The organism is Cellulomonas sp. KH9, from assembly GCF_900114185.1.
Taxonomy (GTDB): Bacteria; Actinomycetota; Actinomycetes; order Actinomycetales; family Cellulomonadaceae; genus Cellulomonas.
On record NZ_FOSE01000001.1, the window covers coordinates 1171748 to 1192779 of the forward strand.

Genomic DNA, 21032 nt, shown 5'->3' on the forward strand with positions numbered 1-21032 from the left:
GTATAGCAAGGTAGCTGCCCCGGGTCGTCCGGCCCCCGGTGCGTCAAGGTCCGGCGGCCGGGTGCCGAGATCCTGGGTGTGCCCGCTCCGTCCCACGTCCTCCTGATCGTCCTCGCCCTGGCCGTGGTGTGGACGCTCGTCAGCACGATCGGACCCGTGGCCCGCTGGCGGCTGCGCCGACGGATGATCGGCATGCTCGACCCCCGCCTGCCGCCCGCCGAGCGCGCCGCAGCCGTGCGGCGCATCCGGGAGCAGGTGCCGGTGGCCCGGGCACCGCAGGGCTTCGCGCCCCTCCCTCCGGGTGCCGACCCGACCGTGCCCACCGTGCCCGTGCGCGTCGCGCCGCTCGGTGACGGCCGCCCGGGCGAGGCGTTCCTCGCGCCCGGCCCCGGCGACCCCCGCGCGGGCGTGCTGGGCGACGACGGCAACCGGACGGACGCGGTCGTCGGGCTGGGCAGCGGGCGTGCGCTGCTCGTCGTGTGCCTCGGCCGCGTGGGCCGGGTCGTACGCGGTGAGCTGCTCCCCGCCGCCCCCGACAGGCCGGTGCAGGCACGTGCCGTCGGGGACCGGCTGAGCCGCGCCGTGGGGGAGGTCGAGCACGCCGTGACGGCGGCCGGGCCGGCGTGGCGCACGTCGGCGGTCGTCGGCACCCGGCGCGTCACGGACACCCACCTCGACCGCGACGGCTGGGCGTTCGTCGTCGGCGTGCTGCGCGCGGACGGGGACGACGGCCTGGACCCGCTCGTGGACGCCGTGCTCGCCACCTGGCAGTGGCTGCCCGACGACCCCGACGCGCCGCCGCACCCGCCCGCCCCCGCGCTGCCCGACGACCCGTGCGCCGCGGCCGTGCCGGTCGTCGTGCAGGACCCCGGCGGCCAGGGGGTCGCCACCTGCCGGCTCCCGGCGCCGCCGACCGCCGCGGGCGTCCCGTCCGCCGACGGCACCTGGACGCACCTGTACGTCCGGCTCACGCGCGGTGCCTCGCTGGTCGTCACCTCGGCGCCGCAGGAGCCCGGGCGCGACGCCCGCACGGCACTCGGGACACCAGCCGTGCACGACTACGGTCCGGTGGTGCAGCCCACCGGACCCGTGGCCGCCCGGACGACGCCGGCCGGCCCGGTGCTCGTCCGCACCTTCACGGTGGGGGAGAACCTGCTGCGCACCGAGGTGCGGACCGACCGCGACGGGCGCACGTGGGCGTGGACGCTGACGCGCACCACGCGCGACGACGGTGTCGCGCCGGCGCTCGACGGGCTGCTCGGGTCCTGGCGGTGGCTCTGAGGGTGGACGATCCGGCGGCCGTGCTCAGAGCGGCCGGCCGGCCGCCAGCTCCGCGACCAGCGCCCGCACCACCGGCTCGAGCTCGCCCGCGTGCCGCCGGGCCACGGCGCGCTGGCGCTGGTACGACGCACCCCGGCGCAGGATGGTGCGCACCTGCTCCAGCTCCTGCCGGCACCCCAGACGCTCCGCGACCGGCGCGAGCTCGACCAGCCAGCGGCCCACGGAGTCGGTGACGAGCTCCTCGTTGCCCGCGGCGTCGGTGATGACGATCGCGTCCATGCCGTAGCGCGCCGAGCGCCACTTGTTCTCCTGCGCGAACCACGGCGGCAGCGTCGGCAGGGGCTCGCCGGCGTCGATCATCGACGAGAAGTGCTCCACGAGGCAGTGCGTGAAGGCGCTGATCGCCGTGACCTCGAGCAGGCTGGCGGCGCCGTCCGCGATCCGCATCTCCAGGGTGCCGAACCGGGGGGAGGGGCGGATGTCCCACCGCACCTCGTCCACGAGGTCGATCACGCCCGTGTGGATCATGTCGCCGACGTACTGCTCGAGCTGCTCCCACCGCTCGAACTGCGGGGGCAGCCCGGCCGTCGGCAGCTGCTGGAACAGCAGCGCGCGGTTCGAGGCGTAGCCCGTGTCCTCGCCGCCCCAGAACGGCGAGGACGCCGACAGCGACTGGATGTGCGGGAACACCGTCAGCATCGCGCGGCTCAGCGGCAGGACCTTGTCGCGGTCCTCGATGCCCACGTGCACGTGCACGCCGTAGATGAGCATCTGCCGGCCCCACCACTGGGTGCGGTCGATGAGCGTGGCGTACCGCTGCTTGTCGGTGACCCGCTGCGTGGCCCAGCTGGCGAACGGGTGCGTGCCCGCGCCCATGAGCTCGATCCGCAGGGGCCGGGCCGCCGCGGCGACCTCGTCCAGCGCCCGCTGCAGGTCCGCGCCGGCCTCGCCCACCGTGCGGCACTTGCCGGAGGACACCTCCACGGTGTTGAGCAGCAGCTCGGAGGTGATGTGCGGGTGGTCCGTGCCGTCGGCGGGACGCACGGCCTCGAAGATCGCCTGGGCGGCCTGGCGCAGGTCGCCGGAGTCGGCGTCGACCAGCGCCACCTCCCACTCGATGCCGACCGTCGAGCGCTCCGACAGCGCGAACGGCAGGGTGACGGGCGCCGCCATCAGACCGGCTCCACGACGAGGACCCGCTGCTGCCCGGCGACGCGCGTCAGCACGACCGTGCCCTCGGCGTCGCCCCGCAGGTCGAGCTGGCGCCGCAGCGTCTCGGGCACGACCGCGGTCCCGCGCTTCTTGATGGTCAGGCGGCCCACGCCCCGCTCGCGCAGGTACGTGCGCAGGCGCTTGAGGCCGAACGGCAGGTCGTCCAGCACGCGGTACCCGGTGGCCAGCGGGTGCCACGCGGTGCGGTCGGCGAGGGCGTTGGAGGTCACGTAGGCGATGGTGGGGTCGATCAGCCGCCCGCGCACGCGGTGCGCGACGGTGCCGACCAGACCGGCGCGGATGACGGCGCCGTCCGGCTCGTACAGGTAGCCGCCGACCGGCCCGACGGGCGGTGCGTCGTCGTCGCCGTCGGGGTCCGCGCGCAGCGTGTGCGCGGCGCCGTCCCGCAGGACGAGCGCCGAGCGCCCGGGACCGTCGGGTGCGAGAGGGCCGAACCACAGCCCGAGCTCGACCACCTCACCGTCCGCCGACACCCACTGCGCCTCGGCGTCCACCGGCAGGTCCCGGTGCGCCAGCCCGGGGCCGAGCTTGAGCCCGAGCGCCGGCACCGTGCCGCGCACGGCGAGCACCTCGTCCAGCGGCGGGGAGTACGCCCGCGGGTCGAAGACGCGTCGCCCGGTGCCCGTGCGGCGCGCGGGGTCGGCGTACACGCCGTCGACGCCCTCGGCCGCCAGGTCCAGCGCGAGGCCGTCGCCCAGGCGCACCTGCACCTCGGGGAACGCCCGCAGGTTGACGGTCGCCAGCGCCGCGGTCGTCTCGTCGACGTCCGTGGCCAGCACGCGCAGCCCGATGCCGGCCATCGCGAGCGCGTCGGCGCCCAGACCGCAGGTGAGGTCGGCGACGTACGTGCAGCCCGCGTCGCGGTAGCGGCGGGCGTGGTGCGCCGCGACCTCCAGACGGGTCGCCTGCTCGAGCCCGTGCACCGTGAACAGCATGCCGTCGGCGAACTCGCCGAGCTTGCCGCGGGCCCGCAGGCGCAGCCGTGACTGCGTGAGCGCGGCGGCCACGAGGGCGGGGTCGAGCCCCTCCTTCTGCAGGCGCTCCGCGATCGGCAGCGCGAGCCGCTCGTCGTACGGGGGCAGGGCCTGCAGCAGCGCCCAGCCGTCGGGACTGAGGAGCTTGACCAGTCCGGCGTCGTCCACGGCCCCACCTTCCCACGCCCCCGCCCCGCCGGGCACCACAGGTGTCCGCGCAGCGTCCGACGACGTGCACCGCGGGTCACCCGGGTGGTCGTCCTGTTGGCACTCGGGTTGACCGAGTGCTAACGCGTTCCTAGAGTGAGGAACTGGCACTCTCCCTGGGAGGGTGCCAACCGCTCCGGTGGCCCCGGCACCCGCGACGACGGCGGCGACGGTGCGGCGCAGACCCTGCCTGAACTACTCAACATGCGAAGGGGAGGTCCGCTGTGTCGGTCTCCATCAAGCCCCTCGAGGACCGGATCGTCGTCAAGGCCCTCGAGGCCGAGACGACGACCGCGTCGGGTCTCGTCATCCCGGACAGCGCCAAGGAGAAGCCCCAGGAGGGCGAGGTCCTGGCGGTGGGCCCGGGTCGTATCGACGACAACGGCAACCGCGTCCCGCTGGACGTGGCTGTCGGCGACAAGGTCATCTACTCGAAGTACGGCGGCACCGAGGTGAAGTACGCCGGCGAGGAGTACCTGATCCTCTCCGCGCGCGACATCCTCGCGGTCGTCGCCTGACGACAGCCCGCAGCACGACGCCCGACGACGGCCCGCCACCACGGCGGGCCGTCCACGGCACGACGAAGGCCCCCTCCCGCGGGAGGGGGCCTTCGTCGTCGGTGCTCGCCGGGTCCGGGCGGGAGCGGGGCCGGGCCCCGGTGGTCTGGCCGGACGTCCGTCACGCGCTGACGCCCCGTCGGCGGTGACGGATCAGCGGTGACGGACGCCGTGCGGCGGAGGTCAGGCGGTGACGCGGCGTCCGGCGCGCTCGGCGAGGACCGCCGCGCGCTCCTCCTCGGACAGGCCGCCCCACACGCCGTAGGGCTCGCGGACCGCCAGCGACTGCTCGCGGCACTCGTTCAGCACGGGGCACGTGGCGCAGATGGCCTTGGCGGCCTCCGCGCGTCGGCGGCGGGCCGAGCCTCGCTCGCCCTCCGGGTGGAAGAACAGGTCCTGGTCGGCGTCGCGGCACGCGCCGTCGAACTGCCACTCCCACAGGTCCATCACCGGTCCGGGCAGACGCGAGATCTCGGCCATGTGCTCCTCCTTGGCTCCTGCGTTGACGTCCAGCGGCGACGCCGGGACGAAAGTCGGTGGTCGTCCGCGGTTTCCCGGGGTCGACGTGCCGCAACCGTACAACCGCGCCAGAAGTTGTTCAAGACCCCTTTCGACGCGATCTCCTGGCGCGGTTCGCTGGCGCGATCTGGACGCCGGTGCAGGACGCGCGTCCGTCACCCGCAGCGGCTCCGGGAGCCCGCCACCCGTATCGCGCCACAGGCCTGGCACAATCGCGTCATGGTCCCCGCAGGAGACGACAGCGCCGACGCGCCGGCGCTCACTGTCGCCGCCGTCGCGCGCCGCCTGGGCGTGGCCCCCGCGACGCTGCGCACGTGGGACCGGCGCTACGGCCTGGGCCCCTCCGAGCACTCCGCGGGCGCGCACCGCCGCTACACCGCGCAGGACCTCGAGCGCCTGCTCGTGATGCGGCGCCTCACGATCGACGGCGTCGCCCCGGCGGAGGCTGCGCGGCTCGCGCAGGCGCCCGACACGGTGGTGCCGCCGACGGCGGCCAGCGACGACCTGACCGGCCGGCTGCCCGTGGGGGTCCCCGAGGTGCCCGCCCTCCTCGGCGTCCCCACGCCCGCCGGCGTCCCCGGTCGCGCCGCCCCCGGCGCCGGAGGTGTCGTCGCACTCGTCGACGCCGCGCTGACGGGCCGCGCGGACCGGTGCACCGCCCTGCTGGACACCGCCGGCACCGACCTCACGGCCTGGTGGTCCGACCTGGTGCAGCCCGCCCTCGCGGCGCTGGCACGACGCACCGTGGTCGAGCGCCCCGGGGTCGACGCCCGCGAGACCCTGCTCGGTGCCGTGCTCGCGGCGCTGCGCGCCCGGACCGCGACCCCGCCGCCGACCGGTGCGCCGGTCGTCCTGCTGCTGCCCGTGCCGGGGGAGGTGCGCCCCGTCCTGGCGCACGTCCTGGCCGCCGCGCTCGTCGACGGCGGCGTGGACGCGCGGCTCGTCGCCGGGCCGGTGTCCACCCGGCACGCCGGCGAGCTCGCGCTCATGACCCGTGCCCGCGCCGTGGTCACGCTCTCCGAGTCACCCGCGCCGGACCTCTCCGTCGTGGCACGGCTGGCGGGGGAGCGCACGGACCTGCCGCAGTTCGTCATGGTGGCGGAGGGTGCCGAGGACCGGGTGCCGCTCGACCGCTCCGTGCACCGCGCGCGCACCCTGCCGGGCCTGCTGCACGAGGCGCTGGCGGCCGTCGCGCAGTCGTCGGTGCCGTGACCGGGTGCCGTCGGGGCCGCGACGGATGACCCGTTCGCGTGACGACATAGCACGTGGGGCCCCACAACCGGGAGAAAACGGCACATGAGATTCTCCTCCGTGGGCCTCGGAGGCTAACGTGACCCACCGGTAACGCCGATGCAGGCATGGACCCGTGCACGCATGTGGTAACCGGGATCGGCGCGAGGAGGAACCCCATGGCTGGAGTCGTGGTCTGCCACGGCTCGGCGACCGTGCGTGAGCGGCTCGTCGTGACATCGATCGGTGTGCCGTCGCTGGCACCCGTGCGAGCCGCCGCAACAGCGGACGAGCTGATCGCCCTGGCGCGACGCATCGCCCCCACCGTCGTGCTGCTGGACGCGCACCTGCCCGGGGCCGGCCCCGCCGAGGCGATCCGTCGCCTGCGTGCGGTCGCGCCCTCCGCGGCGGTCGTCCTGCTGGCAGGCCCCGAGGACGGGGAGGCGCTGGACCGGGCGCTGGCGCTCGGTGCGCGGGGCTTCCTCGCCCCCGACGTCGGCCGCGCGGAGCTCGCGGCCGTCGCCGCCCACGTGCAGGCGAGCCCCGTGACGTCGGTGCCGGGCGGCCAGCAGGCCGTGCCGCACCCGGCGTCGCCCCTGCAGGAGTCGCACGCGGCGCGCAGCGACGCCGGTGTCGCGGTCCGCGCCGCCGAGCCCGTCCCCGTGCTGACCAAGCGTGAGATCGAGGTGCTCGTCGGCATGAGCCACGGTCGGTCGAACGCCCAGATCGGCCAGGAGCTGTTCCTGTCCGAGGACACGGTCAAGACGCACGCGCGGCGGCTGTTCCGCAAGCTCGGTGCGTCCGACCGGGCGCAGGCCGTCGCGATCGGCCTGCGGCGCGGGATCATCGACTGACCGCACGCCCCCGCGACCCCGCGGGCCACGTATCCTGAGGGGATGACGGCGCCCGACTCCTCCACGTCTCCCGCGGACCCGTTCGCGCGGGTCGGACTCACGTACGACGACGTCCTGCTGCTGCCCGGCGAGACGGACGTCATCCCGTCCGAGGTCGACACGTCCTCGCGGCTCACGCGCGAGATCTCGGTGCGCGTGCCCCTGGTGTCGGCGGCGATGGACACCGTCACCGAGTCCCGGATGGCCGTGGCGATGGCCCGCCAGGGTGGCGTCGGGATCCTGCACCGCAACCTCTCGATCCAGGACCAGGCGCACCAGGTGGACCTGGTCAAGCGGTCCGAGTCCGGCATGGTGTCCGACCCGGTGACGGTGGGGCCGGACGCGACGCTGGCCGAGCTCGACGCGCTGTGCGGCACGTACCGGGTGTCCGGCCTGCCCGTGGTCGACGCCGACGGGCGCCTCGTGGGCATCATCACCAACCGCGACCTGCGCTTCGTGCCGCCCGCCGAGTTCGCGACCCGGCGGGTGCGCGACGAGATGACGTCGATGCCGCTGGTGACCGCGCACGTGGGGATCGCGCGCGCCGACGCCGCCGCCCTGCTGGCCAAGCACAAGGTCGAGAAGCTGCCCCTCGTCGACGAGCACGGCAAGCTCGCGGGCCTCATCACCGTCAAGGACTTCGTCAAGTCCGAGCAGTACCCGCACGCCACCAAGGACGCCGAGGGCCGGCTGGTCGTCGGCGCCGCGATCGGGTTCTTCGGCGACGCGTGGGAGCGGGCGACGGCCCTGGTCGAGGCGGCCGTCGACGTGCTCGTCGTCGACACGGCCAACGGTCACGCCCGGCTCATGCTCGACATGGTGCGGCGCCTGAAGTCCGACCCGGCCACCCGGCACGTGCAGGTCATCGGCGGCAACGTCGCGACCCGTGCCGGCGCGCAGGCGCTGGTCGAGGCGGGCGTCGACGCCGTCAAGGTGGGCGTCGGGCCGGGGTCCATCTGCACCACCCGCGTCGTGGCCGGCGTCGGGGTGCCGCAGGTCACGGCCATCCACGACGCCGCGCAGGTCTGCAAGCCGGCCGGGGTGCCGGTGATCGGCGACGGCGGCCTGCAGTACTCGGGCGACATCGCGAAGGCGCTGGTCGCCGGGGCCGACACCGTCATGCTCGGCTCGCTGCTCGCGGGCTGCGACGAGTCGCCGGGCGACCTCGTGTTCGTCAACGGCAAGCAGTTCAAGCACTACCGCGGCATGGGGTCGCTGGGGGCGATGGCCTCGCGCGGCCGGGTCTCGTACTCCAAGGACCGGTACTTCCAGGCGGACGTGACGACCGACGAGAAGATCGTGCCCGAGGGCATCGAGGGGCAGGTCCCGTACCGCGGCCCGCTGTCCGCCGTCGCGCACCAGCTCGTCGGCGGGCTGCACCAGTCGATGTTCTACGTCGGGGCGCACACCATCCCCGAGCTGCAGCAGCGCGGCCAGTTCATCCGGATCACGCCCGCGGGGCTCAAGGAGTCGCACCCGCACGACATCCAGATGACGGTCGAGGCGCCCAACTACACGGGCCGCTGACGGGTCCGCGGGCGGGGTCCCCGGTGGGCGCCGGTATCCTCGTCGGGTGACCAGCGACATCGAGATCGGGCGGGGCAAGCGGGGACGCCGGGCGTACTCCTTCGACGACATCGCGGTGGTGCCCTCGCGGCGCACGCGCGACCCGGAGGAGGTGTCGGTCGGCTGGCAGATCGACGCCTACCACTTCGACCTGCCCGTCCTGGCCGCGCCGATGGACTCCGTGATGAGCCCCGCGACCGCCGTCGCCCTCGGGCGTGCCGGCGGCCTGGGCGTCCTGGACCTCGAGGGCCTGTGGACGCGGTACGAGGACCCGAGCGGGCTGCTCGAGGAGATCGCGTCGCTCGACGCGGCGCACGCCACCGCCCGCATGCAGGAGGTCTACGCCGCGCCCATCCGGCCCGAGCTGATCCGGGCGCGGCTGCAGGAGATCCGGGACGCGGGGGTCGTCGTCGCCGGGGCACTGAGCCCGCAGCGCACGCAGGAGCACTGGCGCACCGTCGTCGACGCGGGCGTGGACCTGTTCGTCATCCGCGGCACCACCGTGTCCGCCGAGCACGTGTCGGGCCGCGCCGAGCCGCTCAACCTCAAGCGCTTCATCTACGAGCTCGACGTCCCCGTGATCGTGGGCGGCGCGTCGACGTACACGGCGGCGCTGCACCTCATGCGCACCGGTGCGGCCGGCGTCCTGGTCGGCTTCGGCGGGGGCGCCGCGCACACCACGCGCGTGTCCCTCGGCATCCACGCGCCCATGGCGTCGGCGGTCGCGGACGTCGCCGCCGCGCGGCGCGACTACCTCGACGAGTCGGGCGGCCGGTACGTGCACGTCATCGCCGACGGCGGCGTGGGGCGCTCCGGGGACCTCGTGAAGGCCATCGCCTGCGGCGCCGACGCCGTCATGCTGGGTGCGGCGCTGGCGCGGGCCAGCGACGCCCCCGGTCGCGGCTTCCACTGGGGGCCCGAGGCGCACCACCCGCAGCTGCCCCGCGGCGAGCGCGTCGAGGTCGGCACGGTCGGCACGCTCGACCAGATCCTGTTCGGTCCCGGCCGGACCGCCGACGGCACGCTCAACCTCATCGGCGCGCTGCGCCGCGCGATGGCCACGACCGGCTACTCCGACCTCAAGGAGTTCCAGCGCATCGAGGTCGTCGTCTCGCCGTACCAGCCGTTCTGAACCAGCCGTCCCGAACCAGCCGTTCTGAACCAGCCGTCCCGAACCGGCCGACCTGAACCGGTCGACCTGATCCGGTCGACCTGATCCGGCCGGCCCCGCCGCCTCACCGGCGGCGGTGCCGGCCCGGTCGCCGCACGGGCAGGCGCGGGCGCGACGGTGCGGGTCCGCGGGGCCGCGGCGCACGGTCGGCGGCGGCCGCCGCGGCACCGAGCGTCACCGTGCCCGCCAGCCACCGCGCCGTCGCGGCGTAGGCCTCCCGACGCACGGCGGGCGGGGACAGCACCACGTCGTGCAGGGCGTCCGCGATGCGCATGATCGTCACGTGCCGGCCCAGGTCGGCCGCCCGGCGGGCCACGCCGTCGACGTCGAGCGCGACGTCCGCCCGCGTCATCGACGGGTCCCAGCGGGGCAGCAGCGCGCTGCGGGTCGAGAGCAGCACGAGGGCCGGCACCTGCAGGTCCAGACCGCGGGCGAGCCGGTCCTGCCCGGCGAGGATCGCGGCGAGCCACCCGGAGGTGACGCGGAACCCGCGCTCCGGACGCCACGTGAGGTCGTAGTGCCACTCGCCGCCGTAGGTGTCGGACAGGACGCGGGTGTAGTAGCCGCGGTCGACCACCGGCAGCCGGTGGGCGGGCCGCAGCCACGCGTCGGCCAGCAGCACGGGCTCGAGCAGCGCGCGTCCGACCTCACGGAGCTGGAGCTCGAGCCAGGGGGAGTTCAGCACGAGCGCGGCCGCCTCGCCCGGGTGGCGCGCCGCCCACAGGCTGAGGGTGAGCCCACCGGTCGAGTGGCCCATGACCACGAGCCGCCGCGGCCGGTCCGGTGGCACGTCCTGCGCCATCACCGCGCGGGCGGCGGCGACGTCCTCGTCGTAGGTCGCCAGGTCCGTCACGAACCCCGGGATCTGGCCCGGTCGCAGGCTACGGCCGTAGCGGCGCAGGTCGAGCGCGAAGAACCGGGCGCCCTGGGTGGCCCAGAAGTCGGCCAGCTCGGTCTGGAAGAAGTAGTCCGACCACCCGTGGACGTACAGGACGTCCAGCCCCAGGTCGGGGTCGTCCGCGGCCGGGACCCGGCGGACGAGGGTGGCGACCACGGGTCCGGCGTCGTCCGGCGGCAGCGGCAGCGTGTGCTGCTCGTAGCCGGGGCCGAGCACGTCCGGGCGCCACCCGGGCACCGGGTCGGCAGCGTCGTCGCCGGACGTCATCACCTCACGGTACGGGCTGGGCCGCCGGGCGCTCGGCGGGCGGCACGCGGGGGCCGTCGTCGGACGGCTGCGCTGCCCGGCCCGTGCGGTGCCGGCCGAGGGGCAGCACGAGGGGGCAGCCGCTGACCGGGTCGGGCACGACGCGCGCGGCCATCCCGAAGACGTCGCGCACCATCGTCTCGGTGACGACGTCGGACGGGTCGCCCTGCGCGTACAGCCGCCCGTCGGTCATGGCGACCAGGTGGTCGGCGTAGCGGGCGGCGAGGTTCAGGTCGTGCAGCACCATGACGATCGTCGTGCCGTGGTCGCGGTTGAGGTCCACCAGCAGGTCGAGGACCTCCACCTGGTGCGCCACGTCGAGGAAGGTCGTGGGCTCGTCGAGCAGCAGGATGTCGGTCTGCTGGGCGAGCGCCATGGCGATCCACACGCGCTGCCGCTGCCCGCCGGAGAGCTCGTCGACGGGTCGGTCGGCCAGGTCGAGGATGTCGGTGGCCCGCAGCGCCTCCTCGACCACGGCGTCGTCCTCCGCCGTCCAGCGCCGGAACCAGCCCTGGTGCGGGTACCGCCCGCGCCCGACCAGGTCGGCGACGGCGATGCCCTCCGGGCTGACCGGAGCCTGGGGCAGCAGCCCCAGCACGGTGGCGACCTCCCGCGACGGCATGGCGTCGATGGGGGTGCCGTCGAGCAGCACACGGCCGGCGCGGGCGCGCAGCAGCCGGGCCATCGCCCGCAGCAGCGTCGACTTGCCGCAGCCGTTGGCACCCACGATGGCCGTGACGGCGCCGGGCGGGACCTCCAGGGTCATGTCGTGCACCACGACCCGCTCGTCGTAGCCGACGGTCACGCCCTCGACCGCGAGCGTGTGGACGGGGTCCGTCACAGGGATCCTCCGGAGCGGTTGGTCCTGGCCAGCAGCCAGAGCAGGTAGGGCGCCCCGAGGACGCCGGTGACGACGCCGACGGGGAAGCGGTGCACCAGCAGGTGCTGGCCGACCAGGTCGGCGACGAGCACGAGCAGCGCCCCGACGAGGGCGGCGGGCACCAGCAGCGACCCGGTGCCGCGTACCAGCCGGTGCGCGATGGGGCCGGACAGGAACGCGACGAAGGCGATCGGACCGGTCGCCGCGGTGGCGACGGCGATGACGGCGACCGCCACCAGCAGCAGCGCCAGCCGCGAACGGTCGGGGCGCACCCCGAGCCCGGCGGCCGCGTCGTCGCCGAGCTGCAGGGCGGGAAGCCGCCGGGCGAGCACGAGGAGGGTGGGCACCAGCACGGCCAACGCGCCCGCGAGCGGTGCGACACCGGGCCAGAACGCGGAGTTCAGCGAGCCCGTGAGCCAGCGCAGCGCCTCGCTCGCGTCGTAGACGCCCGCGCGGGTCAGGGCGTACGCGATCACCGAGTCCAGCATCGCGCCGACGGCGATGCCGATCAGCACGAGCCGCGCCCCCTGGACGCCGCTGCGCCAGGACAGCGCGTAGATCGCGGCGGCCACGACCAGGCCCGCGACGACCGCCACGGCGGACAGCGTGGTGCCGGACAGCCCGAACATCGTGATGGCGACGACCGCCGCGGCGCTCGACCCGGCGCTCACGCCGATGATGTCGGGGCTGGCCAGGGGGTTGCGCAGCATCGTCTGGAACACGACACCACCCATGCCGAACGCGATCCCGACGAGCACACCGGTGAGCACGCGCGGGGTGCGCAGCACCCCGACGTTGAACGACGCACCGGGCACCTGCTCGCCCAGCAGCACGCGCAGCACCTCGCTCGGCGGGTACGAGCGCTCGCCGACGCACAGCGCCACCCCGGCGACCGCGACGACCGCGACCGCGAGGACCAGCAGCACGACCCGTCGCCGGCGCAGCCGGGCGCGCCGCCCGCGGGCGACGGTCGCACCGGTGGGCACGGTGGTGGCGGGCGGCAGCACGGCGGTCACAGCTCGGCCACCTTGCGTCGCCGGATGATCGCGATGAAGACCGGGGCGCCCAGGACGGCGGTCACGATGCCGACCTCGATCTCCTGCGGGCGGGCCACGACGCGGCCGACGACGTCGGCGGCCAGCAGCAGGGCGGCCCCGAGGGCTGCGGAGGAGGGCAGCAGCCACCGGTGGCTGGGCCCCGTGAAGGTACGGGCGAGGTGCGGGACCACCAGACCGACGAACCCGATGGGGCCGGCGGCCGCGACGGCGGTGCCGCACAGCAGCACGGCGGCGGCCCCGCCGACGGCCCGCACGGCACCGACGCGCCGCCCCAGCCCGACCGCGACGTCGTCACCGAGCGCGATGGCGTCCATGCCGCGGGCGCAGCCGAGCGCCAGCACGGTGCCCACGACGAGGAAGGGCAGGACCTGCGCGATCTCGGGGAACGAGGCGCGACCCAGGGAGCCGACCTGCCAGAACCGGAACGTGTCGAGGACGTCGGTCCGCGACAGCAGCACCATGGACACGGCGGAGCCGAGCGCGGCCGTGGTGGCCGCGCCCGCCAGCGCGAGCTTGAGGGGCGTGGCGCCCTCGCGGCCCAGCGAGGCGATCGCGTACACCAGCACCGAGGAGATCGCGGCGCCCGCGAACGCCAGCCACACGTACTGCGAGAGCGTGGACAGGCCGAGCAGCATGATGCCCAGCACGACCGCGAGCGAGGCGCCCGAGCTGATGCCGAGCAGCGCGGGGTCCGCCAGCGGGTTGCGGGTCAGGCCCTGCAGCACGGCCCCGCCCACGCCGAGGGCGGCCCCGACCAGCAGGCCCAGCACGGTCCGGGCGACGCGCGAGCGGACGGCCGCCTGGGCGATGTCGGACGTGTCGGGGGCGAACACCCCGGCCACGACGTCGGACCAGCCGACCACGCGCGTCCCGAAGGCGAGGGAGGCGACGACGGCCAGCAGCACCGCCAGGGCGCACAGCGCGAGCCCGACGGTGCGCCGCCGGCGCAGGGCCGCCGGCCGCACCCCTGCGGGTGCGGCCGGCGCGCCCGGCGCGGCGGTCAGCGTCATCCGACGCGCTCGGCGGCGGCCTGGAAGAGGTCGAGGTACGCGTCGAGCGCCCACGGCACGGACAGGATCGTCGGGCCGGAGGTGGCCGACGCCAGGGGCACGCCGTCCGGCACGACCGCGACGGACCCGCGCGCGACGGCGGGGATCTTGCTCAGCAGCGGGTCGGCCTGCATCGCGGCGAGCGTGGACTCGTCCCCGTACGTGATGAGGACGTCGACGTCGGACAGCACGTCCGCCTGCTCGGCGGACAGGTCGACGAAGAACTGGTCGGTGTCACCCGCGAGCTCGACGACCGAGGGCGCGACGGTCATGCCGAGGTCCTCGACCAGCTGCACGCGCGCGTCGAGCGGCGTGTACACGCCGATGGTGCTCGGGTCGTCCGGGGCGAGGTACGTGTAGGCGAACGTCTTGCCCTCGACGTCGGGGCGCTCGGCCAGCGCGTCGTCGATCTGGGCGAGGACGTCGTCGACGAGCTCCTGCGCCTCGGCCTCGCGGCCCAGCGCCCGGCCGTCGACCAGGGCCATGTCCTTCCAGTTCGTGCCCCACGCGGCCTCGGGGTACGAGACGGTGGGGGCGATCTGGGACAGCGTGGTCCAGTCCTCCTCGGTCAGGCCCGAGTAGGCCGCGAGCACCACGTCGGGCTCGGTGTTGTTGACGGCCTCGAAGGGGATCCCCGCGGTCTCGTCGAACAGCACGGGCAGTGCGTCGCCGGTCGCGTCGAGGGCCTCGAGCCCCTCGTACGTCCAGGGCAGGACGCCGTCGGTGTCGTCGTCGCCGTAGGACGCCTTGGCGAAGCCGACGGGGACGATGCCCAGGGCGATCGGCACGTCGTGGTTGCCCCAGTTGACGGTGGCGACGCGGGTCGGCTCGGCCTCGATCGTGGTCTCGCCGAAGGTGTTCTCGATCGTCACGGGGAAGGTGTCGGCGCCCGACCCGGCGGCGGTCGTCGCGGCGGGCTCCGGGTCGGCGGTGCTGCAGGCCGCGAGCAGGAGCGACGCGGCGGTCAGTGCGACCAGGGGTCGCAGGGCGCGGCGGGAGGGCGCAGTGCGCATGGTGTCCTTCGCTGGGGTCGCAGTCGTCGGGGCGTCCGGGACGCCCCGACGGGCCCGCGAGCGCGGGCTTCGTAGGTGAGCCTTACCTTACGGCACGACGCGAGGGGGCGGGAGAGTGACGTGGGCCACGTCCCGCCGGGCCGTTCGTGCCCGTCCCGGCGGCGCCTCACAGGAACGGACATCTGTCCAGGTCCGGACATGTCTGGATGAGTTGCCGCCTCCCAGGGCCGGGGTGATGCTGGACGAGCCGCCGCACCGGCGGCACCGGACGGAGTCGACGTGTACGCACCGGAGCGGCACCAGGAGATCCTCACGCGGGCGCGCGCCGACGGCCGCGTCGACGTCACGCGGCTGGCCGCGGAGCTCGACGTCACCCCGGAGACCATCCGCCGCGACCTGACCGCGCTCGAGCGCCACGGTCTGGTGCGCCGCGTGCACGGCGGGGCGATCCCCGTCGAGCGCCTCGGGTTCGAGCCCGGGCTCGCCGACCGTCAGGGGCCGCTCTCGGGCGAGAAGGAGCGCATCGCCAAGGCCGCCCTCGACGAGCTGCCCGACGGCGGGGCCGTCCTGCTCGACGCCGGCGCCGCGACCGTCCGGCTCGCCGAGCTGCTGCCCACCGACCGTGAGCTCGCCGTGGTCACCCACGCGCTGCCGGTCGCGACGGTGCTGGCGGCCCGTCCCGGCGCCGTCCTGCACCTGGTCGGGGGCACGGTCCGCGGGCGCACGCCGGCCGCCATGGGGACGTGGGCGCTGCGTGACCTCGCCGAGATCCACGTCGACGTCGCGTTCCTCGACGCCGACGGCATCAGCGTCGAGCACGGTGTCACCACGCCCGACCTCGCCGAGGCCGCCGTCAAGCGGGCGCTCGTCGCCGCGGCCCGCCGCACCGTGGTGCTCGCCGACCACACCAAGGTGGGCCACGTCGACCTCGCGCACGTCGTCGACGTCGCCGACGTCGACACCCTCGTCACGGACTCCGACGTCGAGCCCGAGGCGGTCGACGGCATCGAGGCGGCCGGGGTCAGGGTGGTGCGCGCGTGATCGTCACGGTGACACCCAACCCCAGCCTCGACCGGGCCCTCGACGTCGAGCGCCTCCTCGTCGGGGAGGTGAACCGCGCCCACGCCACGCACGTGGACCCCGGCGGCAAGGGGCTCAACGTCGCCCGTGTGCTCGGCCGCAACGGCGTGGACGCGCTCGCGGTCCTGCCCGTGGGCGGCGCGGACGGTGCCCAGCTCGTCGCCCTGCTCGCCGAGCACGGCGTGCCGGCCGTCCCCGTGCCCGTCGCGGGCAGCACCCGCAGCAACATCACCCTGTCCGAGGCGGACGGCGCGACCACCAAGGTCAACGCCCCCGGGCACACGCTGTCCGGCGCCGAGGTCGACGCGCTGCTCGACGCGGTGGAGATGCAGCTGGGCGCCGGCCCCCGCGCGGTGGTGGCCGCCGGGTCGCTCCCGGCGGGTGCGGCGGACTCGTTCTACGTGCGGCTCAGCGGCATGGCCGGTCGGTACGGCGTGCCCGTGGTGCTCGACACCTCGGGCGCACCGTTCGCGCGTGCCGTCCGCTCGGGCGGGCTGGCCCTGGTCAAGCCCAACGAGGACGAGCTGGCCGAGCTGGTGGGCCGCCCTCTGGTCACGGTGGGCGAGGTCGTCACCGCCGCGCGGGAGGTCATCGCGCTGGGCACGCGGGCCGTCCTGGTGAGCCTCGGTGCGCACGGTGCGCTCCTCGTCCTCGAGGACCGCACGTGGTGGGCGGGGGGACCGCCCCTCGTGCCGCTGTCGACCGTCGGCGCGGGCGACGCCACGCTCGCGGGGTTCGTCGCCACCCCCGGCACGGCCGTCGCCAAGCTCCGCACCGCCGTGGCGTGGGGGCGTGCCGCGGTGCTGCTGCCCGGCACGGCCGTCCCTGCCCCCGAGCAGATCGACCTCGGCGCCGTCCGCGTCGTCGAGGGCCCCGACCCGGACCTGGCACTCAAGGAGCTCTGACCACATGAGCACGACCACCCCGCTCATCACCCCCGACCTCGTCGCCGTCGACCTGGTCGCCACCGACCGCACCGCCGTGACGCGCCGGCTGATCGACCTGCTCGTCGCGGCCGGGCGGGTGACCGACGCCGACGGGTTCGCGGCCGACGTCGCCGCGCGCGAGGCGCAGATGGCCACCGGCATGCCCGGCGGCATCGGCCTGCCGCACGCCCGCTCCGAGCACGTCGTCGCGCCCAGCCTCGCCGTGGGCAAGCTCGCCGAGGGCGTGGACTGGGGAGCGCCCGACGGGCCGGCGCGCCTCGTGTTCCTCATCGCGGCCCCCGCGTCGGGCGACGCCGACCACCTGCAGATCCTCGCGGCGCTCGCGCGACGGCTCGTGCACGAGTCGTTCCGCACGTCGCTGCTCGAGGCGCCGGACGCCGCGACGGTGTCCGAGATCGTGACGCGAGAGGTGGTCCCGACATGAAGATCGTCGCCGTGTCCTCGTGCCCCACGGGGATCGCCCACACCTACATGGCCGCCGAGGCCCTCGAGCAGGCGGGTCGCGCCGCCGGCCACGAGGTCCACGTCGAGACGCAGGGGTCGGCCGGCTCCACCCCGCTGGACCCGGCGGTCATCGCGGAGGCGGACGGCGTCATCTACGCCGCGGACCTCGAGGTCAAGGACAAGCAGCGGTTCGCCGGCAAGCCGTTCGTCGACGTCGGCGTCCAGAAGGCGGTCCACGACGCGCCCGGTGTGCTGGCGGCAGCGGTCGCGGCCGTCGAGGCGAGCCGGGCGGGCGGTGGCGCGGGGGAGACGGCGCCGCCCGCGGGCGGGGCGACCGGCGGCGCGGCCGGGGGCGGGAGTGGCGGCGACGGCGGTGGTCCGGTCGCCGCCGGGTCCGGTGCGACGCCCGCCGGAGGTCGGCCCGCCGCACGGCCCGCCCGCAGCGTCGGCGCGGGGACGCGCGTGCGGCAGTGGCTCATGACCGGCGTGTCGTACATGATCCCGTTCGTCGCCGCCGGCGGGATCCTCATCGCCCTGTCCTACATGCTCGCGCAGGTCGCGTGGGGCGGGGCCGAGGGGGCCATCGAGGTCACCGCGGTGGACCAGGCCGAGGTGATCGCGTCGTTCGACCCCGCGTCGCTGCAGGACTGGTCCGTCGTCCTGCTGGCGACCGGCCAGCTGGCCTTCGGGTTCCTCGTCCCGGTGCTGTCCGGGTACATCGCGTACGCGATCGCCGACCGCCCCGGCCTGGTGCCCGGGTTCGTCGGCGGTGCGGCCGCCGGGTTCGTCGGCGCCGGGTTCCTCGGCGGCCTGGTGACGGGCTTCCTCGCCGGTGGGGTCGCGCTGTGGATCAGCCGGTGGAAGGTGCCGCGCGGGGTGCGGGGGATCATGCCCGTCGTCGTGATCCCGCTGCTGTCGTCCGCGATCGTCGGCATCGTCATGCTGGTGCTCGTCGGGCGGCCCATCGCCGCGGCCATGGACGGGCTGACGAGCTGGCTGCAAGGGCTGTCCGGGACCAGTGCCGTGCTCCTGGGGCTGCTGCTGGGCGCCATGATGGGCTTCGACCTGGGCGGCCCGGTCAACAAGGTGGCCTACACGTTCGCCGTCACGGGCCTGGCGACCGAGGGGCTGGCGACCGACGCGACGCAGTACCGGATCATGGCCGCGGTCATGGGCGCCGGCATGGTCGCACCCCTCGCCCTGGCGCTGGCGACCACGGTCCGCAAGCGGCTGTTCACCCACGCCGAGCAGGAGAACGGCAAGGCGGCGTGGTTGCTGGGGGCCTCGTTCATCTCCGAGGGGGCCATCCCGTTCGCGGCCGCCGACCCCTGGCGCGTCATCGTGTCGTCGGTCGTGGGGTCGGCCGCGACCGGCGGGATCGTCATGGCGGTCGGCTCGACGCTCGTCGCGCCGCACGGCGGCATCTGGGTGCTGCCGCTCATCGGCAACCCCGCGGGGTTCCTGCTGGCCGTCGTCGTCGGGACCCTCGTGAGCGCGCTGGTCGTCGTGGTCCTCAAGACGCTCGCGCACGACCCCGCCGTCGCGGCCGAGCGCGCCGCCGAGGAGGCGCGCGACCCCGAGCTCGCCGCGGCCTGAGAGGTCCGCTGCCCACCGCACCCCGGCACCTGCCGTCACCCGTCGAAGGAGACCACCCATGGCCGAGCGCACCGTCGCCGTCGCGTCGCGCGTCGGGCTGCACGCCCGCCCCGCGATGCTGTTCACCCAGGCCGTCGCCGCCGGCGGCGTGCCCGTCACGATCGCCCGGCCGGGCGGTGCGCCCGTCGACGCGTCGAGCATCCTGCTCGTGATGTCCCTGGGCGTCCCGCACGGTGAGGAGGTGACGCTCGCGGCGGAGGGCCCGGACGCGGACCGCCTGCTCGACGAGCTCGTCGCGCTGCTCGCCACCGACCTCGACGCGCCCGACGCGCCGGCGCCGTCGGGGGCGGCGTCGTGACCGCCGCACCGGTGGGCGCCCCCGCGGGGGTCCTGCACGGCGTGGGCGTGGGCCGCGGCGCGGCGGTCGGGCCGGTCGCGCTCGTGCGGGCCGCGCCGGCGGTGGACCCCGGCGCACCCCTCGTGGTGGACGGCGTCGAGGCGGCCCCGGCCCGGGTGCGGGAGGTCGTGGAGCGCGCCTTCGCGGACGTCGCCGCCGGTCTGCGCGAGCAGGCCGCCACCGCGACGGGCACGGTCCGCGACGTCCTCGCCGCGACCGCCCAGATGGCCGACGACACGGCGCTGCGCGGCCAGGTGCTCACCCGCATCGACTCCGGGGAGCCTCCCGTCGCGGCCGTCGACGGCGTCGTCGAGACGTTCGCCGGCATGTTCGAGCAGGCGGGGGGCTACCTCGCGGAGCGGGTCACGGACCTGCGCTCCGTGCGTGACCGCGTCGTGGCGCGCACCCTCGGGCTGCCCGAGCCGGGCGTGCCGTACCTCGACCGGCCCTCGGTGGTCGTCGCGCGGGACCTGGCCCCGGCGGACACCGCCGCGCTGGACCTCACCAAGGTCGTCGCCATCGTCACCGAGCTCGGCGGTCCCACCGGGCACACCGCGATCATCGCCGGGCAGCTGGGGCTGCCGTGCGTGGTCCGGGTCGCCGGCGCCACGGGCCTGGAGGAGGGGACCGTCGTGGCGGTGGACGCCGCCGCGGGCACCGTGCTCCCCGATCCCGGCGAGGACGTGCGCGCCGCCCTCGAGCGTCGTCGCGCGACCGAGGTGATGCTCGCGGACGACACCGCCCCCGGGGCGACGGCCGACGGCCGCGCCGTCGGCCTGCTGGCGAACATCGGCACGGCGGCGGACGCGGAGCGTCTCGTGGCGAGCGCCGAGGGCGTCGGGCTGTTCCGCACCGAGGTGCTCTTCCTCGACCGCGCGACCGCGCCGAGCGTCGAGGAGCAGGCCGAGACGTACACCGCCGTGCTGCGCGCGGCGGCCGGTCGCAAGGTCGTCGTGCGGACCCTGGACGCCGGTGCCGACAAGCCGCTGGCGTTCGCCACGCTCCCCGACGAGGAGAACCCCGCGCTCGGGGTCCGCGGGTACCGGCTGGTGCGCGCCCACCCCGAGCTGCTCGACACCCAGCTGGCCGCGCTGGGCCGCGCCCGCGCGGCCACCGGCGCGTCGCCGTGGGTGATGGCGCCCATGGTGGCGACGCCCGACGAGGCCCGCGACTTCGCGACCCGGGCCCGGGCGGCGGGGGTGGACACCGTCGGCGTGATGGTCGAGGTCCCGGCCGCCGCGCTGCGGGCGGTGGACGTCCTCGCCGAGGTCGACTTCGTCTCCCTGGGCACCAACGACCTCGCGCAGTACGCGATGGCGACGGACCGGCTGCGCGGGGAGCTCGCCGACCTGCTCGACATGTGGCAGCCCGCCGTGCTCGACCTCGTCGCCGCGACCGCCCGCGCCGGGCGCGCCACCCGCAAGCCGGTCGGCGTGTGCGGGGAGTCCGCGGGGGACCCGCTGATGGCCCTCGTGCTCGCCGGCCTGGGCGTCACCAGCCTGTCGATGGCCCCGGGCGCCCTCCCGGCCGTCCGGTACGCGCTGCGTCGGCACACCCTGCTGACCTGCGAGGAGATCGCCGACGCCGCGTTGGCGGCGAGGACCGCCCCGGAGGCGCGCGCGGCGGCCCTCGCCCTCGTCGACCACGAGGTGCGCACCACCCTGGCCCTCTGACGCGTCCCCGCCGGCGCGGCCGGGAGGACGTCCCGCGGACGACCGCCGCGGGCCGCGGCG

At 75.7% G+C, this 21032-nt stretch carries 20 protein-coding genes; 12 read left to right on the top strand and 8 right to left on the bottom strand.

Features of this window, described 5'->3' with window-relative positions; translation table 11 throughout:
* Positions 1 to 78 precede the first annotated feature (78 nt).
* On the top strand, positions 79 to 1281 hold the full coding sequence (locus BMZ16_RS05400) for a hypothetical protein (protein WP_089798481.1): 1203 nt from the start codon (positions 79 to 81) through the stop codon (positions 1279 to 1281).
* A 24-nt stretch (positions 1282 to 1305) separates the two neighbouring features.
* Here the strand turns inward: BMZ16_RS05400 and BMZ16_RS05405 are convergent, their stop codons facing one another.
* Positions 1306 to 2454, bottom strand: coding sequence for a glutamate--cysteine ligase (locus BMZ16_RS05405; protein ID WP_089798482.1), 1149 nt, complete (start codon positions 2452 to 2454; stop codon positions 1306 to 1308).
* On the bottom strand, positions 2454 to 3656 hold the full coding sequence (locus BMZ16_RS05410) for a class I SAM-dependent methyltransferase (protein ID WP_089798483.1): 1203 nt from the start codon (positions 3654 to 3656) through the stop codon (positions 2454 to 2456). The genes BMZ16_RS05405 and BMZ16_RS05410 overlap by 1 nt, the downstream gene beginning before the upstream one ends.
* 263 nt (positions 3657 to 3919) lie before the next feature.
* On the opposite strand from BMZ16_RS05410, the gene groES reads away from it, so the two are divergent.
* On the top strand, positions 3920 to 4213 hold the full coding sequence (gene groES, locus BMZ16_RS05415; RefSeq protein ID WP_089798484.1) for a co-chaperone GroES: 294 nt from the start codon (positions 3920 to 3922) through the stop codon (positions 4211 to 4213).
* Between the two features lie 222 nt (positions 4214 to 4435).
* On the opposite strand, the gene BMZ16_RS05420 is transcribed toward groES, so the two are convergent.
* Positions 4436 to 4732, bottom strand: a complete 297-nt coding sequence (locus BMZ16_RS05420; RefSeq protein ID WP_089798485.1) for a WhiB family transcriptional regulator — start codon at positions 4730 to 4732, stop codon at positions 4436 to 4438.
* A gap of 258 nt (positions 4733 to 4990) precedes the next feature.
* On the opposite strand from BMZ16_RS05420, the gene BMZ16_RS05425 reads away from it, so the two are divergent.
* The 4 genes from BMZ16_RS05425 (at position 4991) to BMZ16_RS05440 (ending at position 9592) form a co-directional block, all read left to right on the top strand.
* Positions 4991 to 5983 carry a MerR family transcriptional regulator gene (locus BMZ16_RS05425; RefSeq protein ID WP_089798486.1) on the top strand — a complete coding sequence of 331 codons (993 nt, stop codon included), beginning with the start codon at positions 4991 to 4993 and terminating at the stop codon, positions 5981 to 5983.
* A 197-nt stretch (positions 5984 to 6180) separates the two neighbouring features.
* Positions 6181 to 6855 (top strand): response regulator transcription factor, encoded by a 675-nt coding sequence (locus BMZ16_RS05430; protein WP_089798487.1) that lies wholly within the window; start codon positions 6181 to 6183, stop codon positions 6853 to 6855.
* A gap of 42 nt (positions 6856 to 6897) precedes the next feature.
* A complete protein-coding gene (guaB, locus tag BMZ16_RS05435) occupies positions 6898 to 8421 on the top strand; it encodes an IMP dehydrogenase (RefSeq protein ID WP_089798488.1) in 1524 nt (507 codons plus the stop codon).
* A gap of 46 nt (positions 8422 to 8467) precedes the next feature.
* Positions 8468 to 9592, top strand: a complete 1125-nt coding sequence (locus tag BMZ16_RS05440; protein ID WP_089798489.1) for a GuaB3 family IMP dehydrogenase-related protein — start codon at positions 8468 to 8470, stop codon at positions 9590 to 9592.
* Positions 9593 to 9695: 103 nt separating this feature from the next.
* Here the strand turns inward: BMZ16_RS05440 and BMZ16_RS05445 are convergent, their stop codons facing one another.
* Genes BMZ16_RS05445 through BMZ16_RS05465 form a run of 5 tightly spaced genes read right to left on the bottom strand, consistent with a single transcriptional unit; the run spans position 9696 to position 14835 of the window.
* Positions 9696 to 10796, bottom strand: coding sequence for an alpha/beta hydrolase (locus BMZ16_RS05445; RefSeq protein WP_089798754.1), 1101 nt, complete (start codon positions 10794 to 10796; stop codon positions 9696 to 9698).
* A 4-nt stretch (positions 10797 to 10800) separates the two neighbouring features.
* The gene (locus BMZ16_RS05450; RefSeq protein WP_218143310.1) at positions 10801 to 11676 is read right to left on the bottom strand and encodes an ABC transporter ATP-binding protein; all 876 of its coding nucleotides are present in this window, start codon (positions 11674 to 11676) and stop codon (positions 10801 to 10803) included.
* Entirely contained in the window at positions 11673 to 12731 is a 1059-nt protein-coding gene (locus BMZ16_RS05455) for a FecCD family ABC transporter permease (protein ID WP_177199593.1), read from the bottom strand. Before BMZ16_RS05455 ends, BMZ16_RS05450 begins: the two co-directional genes overlap by 4 nt.
* Positions 12728 to 13783: a FecCD family ABC transporter permease gene (locus BMZ16_RS05460; RefSeq protein ID WP_089798490.1), complete on the bottom strand. Its 1056-nt coding sequence runs from the start codon at positions 13781 to 13783 to the stop codon at positions 12728 to 12730. The genes BMZ16_RS05455 and BMZ16_RS05460 overlap by 4 nt, the downstream gene beginning before the upstream one ends.
* On the bottom strand, positions 13780 to 14835 hold the full coding sequence (locus tag BMZ16_RS05465; RefSeq protein ID WP_089798491.1) for an iron-siderophore ABC transporter substrate-binding protein: 1056 nt from the start codon (positions 14833 to 14835) through the stop codon (positions 13780 to 13782). Before BMZ16_RS05465 ends, BMZ16_RS05460 begins: the two co-directional genes overlap by 4 nt.
* Before the next feature lie 279 nt (positions 14836 to 15114).
* Here BMZ16_RS05465 and BMZ16_RS05470 point away from each other — a divergent pair, with 279 nt between their 5' ends.
* The 6 genes from BMZ16_RS05470 to ptsP are packed head-to-tail and all read left to right on the top strand — an operon-like array spanning position 15115 to position 20972.
* Positions 15115 to 15876 (top strand): DeoR/GlpR family DNA-binding transcription regulator, encoded by a 762-nt coding sequence (locus BMZ16_RS05470; RefSeq protein ID WP_089798492.1) that lies wholly within the window; start codon positions 15115 to 15117, stop codon positions 15874 to 15876.
* The gene (gene pfkB / locus BMZ16_RS05475) at positions 15873 to 16820 is read left to right on the top strand and encodes a 1-phosphofructokinase (protein ID WP_089798493.1); all 948 of its coding nucleotides are present in this window, start codon (positions 15873 to 15875) and stop codon (positions 16818 to 16820) included. The genes BMZ16_RS05470 and pfkB overlap by 4 nt, the downstream gene beginning before the upstream one ends.
* 4 nt (positions 16821 to 16824) lie before the next feature.
* Positions 16825 to 17286 (top strand): PTS sugar transporter subunit IIA, encoded by a 462-nt coding sequence (locus tag BMZ16_RS05480; RefSeq protein ID WP_089798494.1) that lies wholly within the window; start codon positions 16825 to 16827, stop codon positions 17284 to 17286.
* Entirely contained in the window at positions 17283 to 18902 is a 1620-nt protein-coding gene (locus BMZ16_RS05485) for a PTS fructose transporter subunit IIC (RefSeq protein ID WP_089798495.1), read from the top strand. The genes BMZ16_RS05480 and BMZ16_RS05485 overlap by 4 nt, the downstream gene beginning before the upstream one ends.
* A 58-nt stretch (positions 18903 to 18960) precedes the next feature.
* Positions 18961 to 19260 (top strand): HPr family phosphocarrier protein, encoded by a 300-nt coding sequence (locus tag BMZ16_RS05490; RefSeq protein WP_089798496.1) that lies wholly within the window; start codon positions 18961 to 18963, stop codon positions 19258 to 19260.
* Complete coding sequence (gene ptsP, locus BMZ16_RS05495; RefSeq protein WP_218143311.1) at positions 19257 to 20972, top strand: phosphoenolpyruvate--protein phosphotransferase; 1716 nt, start codon at positions 19257 to 19259, stop codon at positions 20970 to 20972. The genes BMZ16_RS05490 and ptsP overlap by 4 nt, the downstream gene beginning before the upstream one ends.
* The last annotated feature ends 60 nt before the right edge of the window (positions 20973 to 21032 follow it).

Coding starts and splice junctions, on each gene's coding strand:
- BMZ16_RS05425 (WP_089798486.1), top strand. CDS start 4,991: ATGGTCCCCGCAGGAGACGACAGCGCCGACGCGCCGGCGCTCACTGTC.
- BMZ16_RS05490 (WP_089798496.1), top strand. CDS start 18,961: ATGGCCGAGCGCACCGTCGCCGTCGCGTCGCGCGTCGGGCTGCACGCC.
- BMZ16_RS05485 (WP_089798495.1), top strand. CDS start 17,283: ATGAAGATCGTCGCCGTGTCCTCGTGCCCCACGGGGATCGCCCACACC.
- BMZ16_RS05465 (WP_089798491.1), bottom strand. CDS start 14,835: ATGCGCACTGCGCCCTCCCGCCGCGCCCTGCGACCCCTGGTCGCACTG.
- BMZ16_RS05420 (WP_089798485.1), bottom strand. CDS start 4,732: ATGGCCGAGATCTCGCGTCTGCCCGGACCGGTGATGGACCTGTGGGAG.
- BMZ16_RS05430 (WP_089798487.1), top strand. CDS start 6,181: ATGGCTGGAGTCGTGGTCTGCCACGGCTCGGCGACCGTGCGTGAGCGG.
- BMZ16_RS05460 (WP_089798490.1), bottom strand. CDS start 13,783: ATGACGCTGACCGCCGCGCCGGGCGCGCCGGCCGCACCCGCAGGGGTG.
- BMZ16_RS05480 (WP_089798494.1), top strand. CDS start 16,825: ATGAGCACGACCACCCCGCTCATCACCCCCGACCTCGTCGCCGTCGAC.
- guaB (WP_089798488.1), top strand. CDS start 6,898: ATGACGGCGCCCGACTCCTCCACGTCTCCCGCGGACCCGTTCGCGCGG.
- BMZ16_RS05405 (WP_089798482.1), bottom strand. CDS start 2,454: ATGGCGGCGCCCGTCACCCTGCCGTTCGCGCTGTCGGAGCGCTCGACG.
- BMZ16_RS05445 (WP_089798754.1), bottom strand. CDS start 10,796: ATGACGTCCGGCGACGACGCTGCCGACCCGGTGCCCGGGTGGCGCCCG.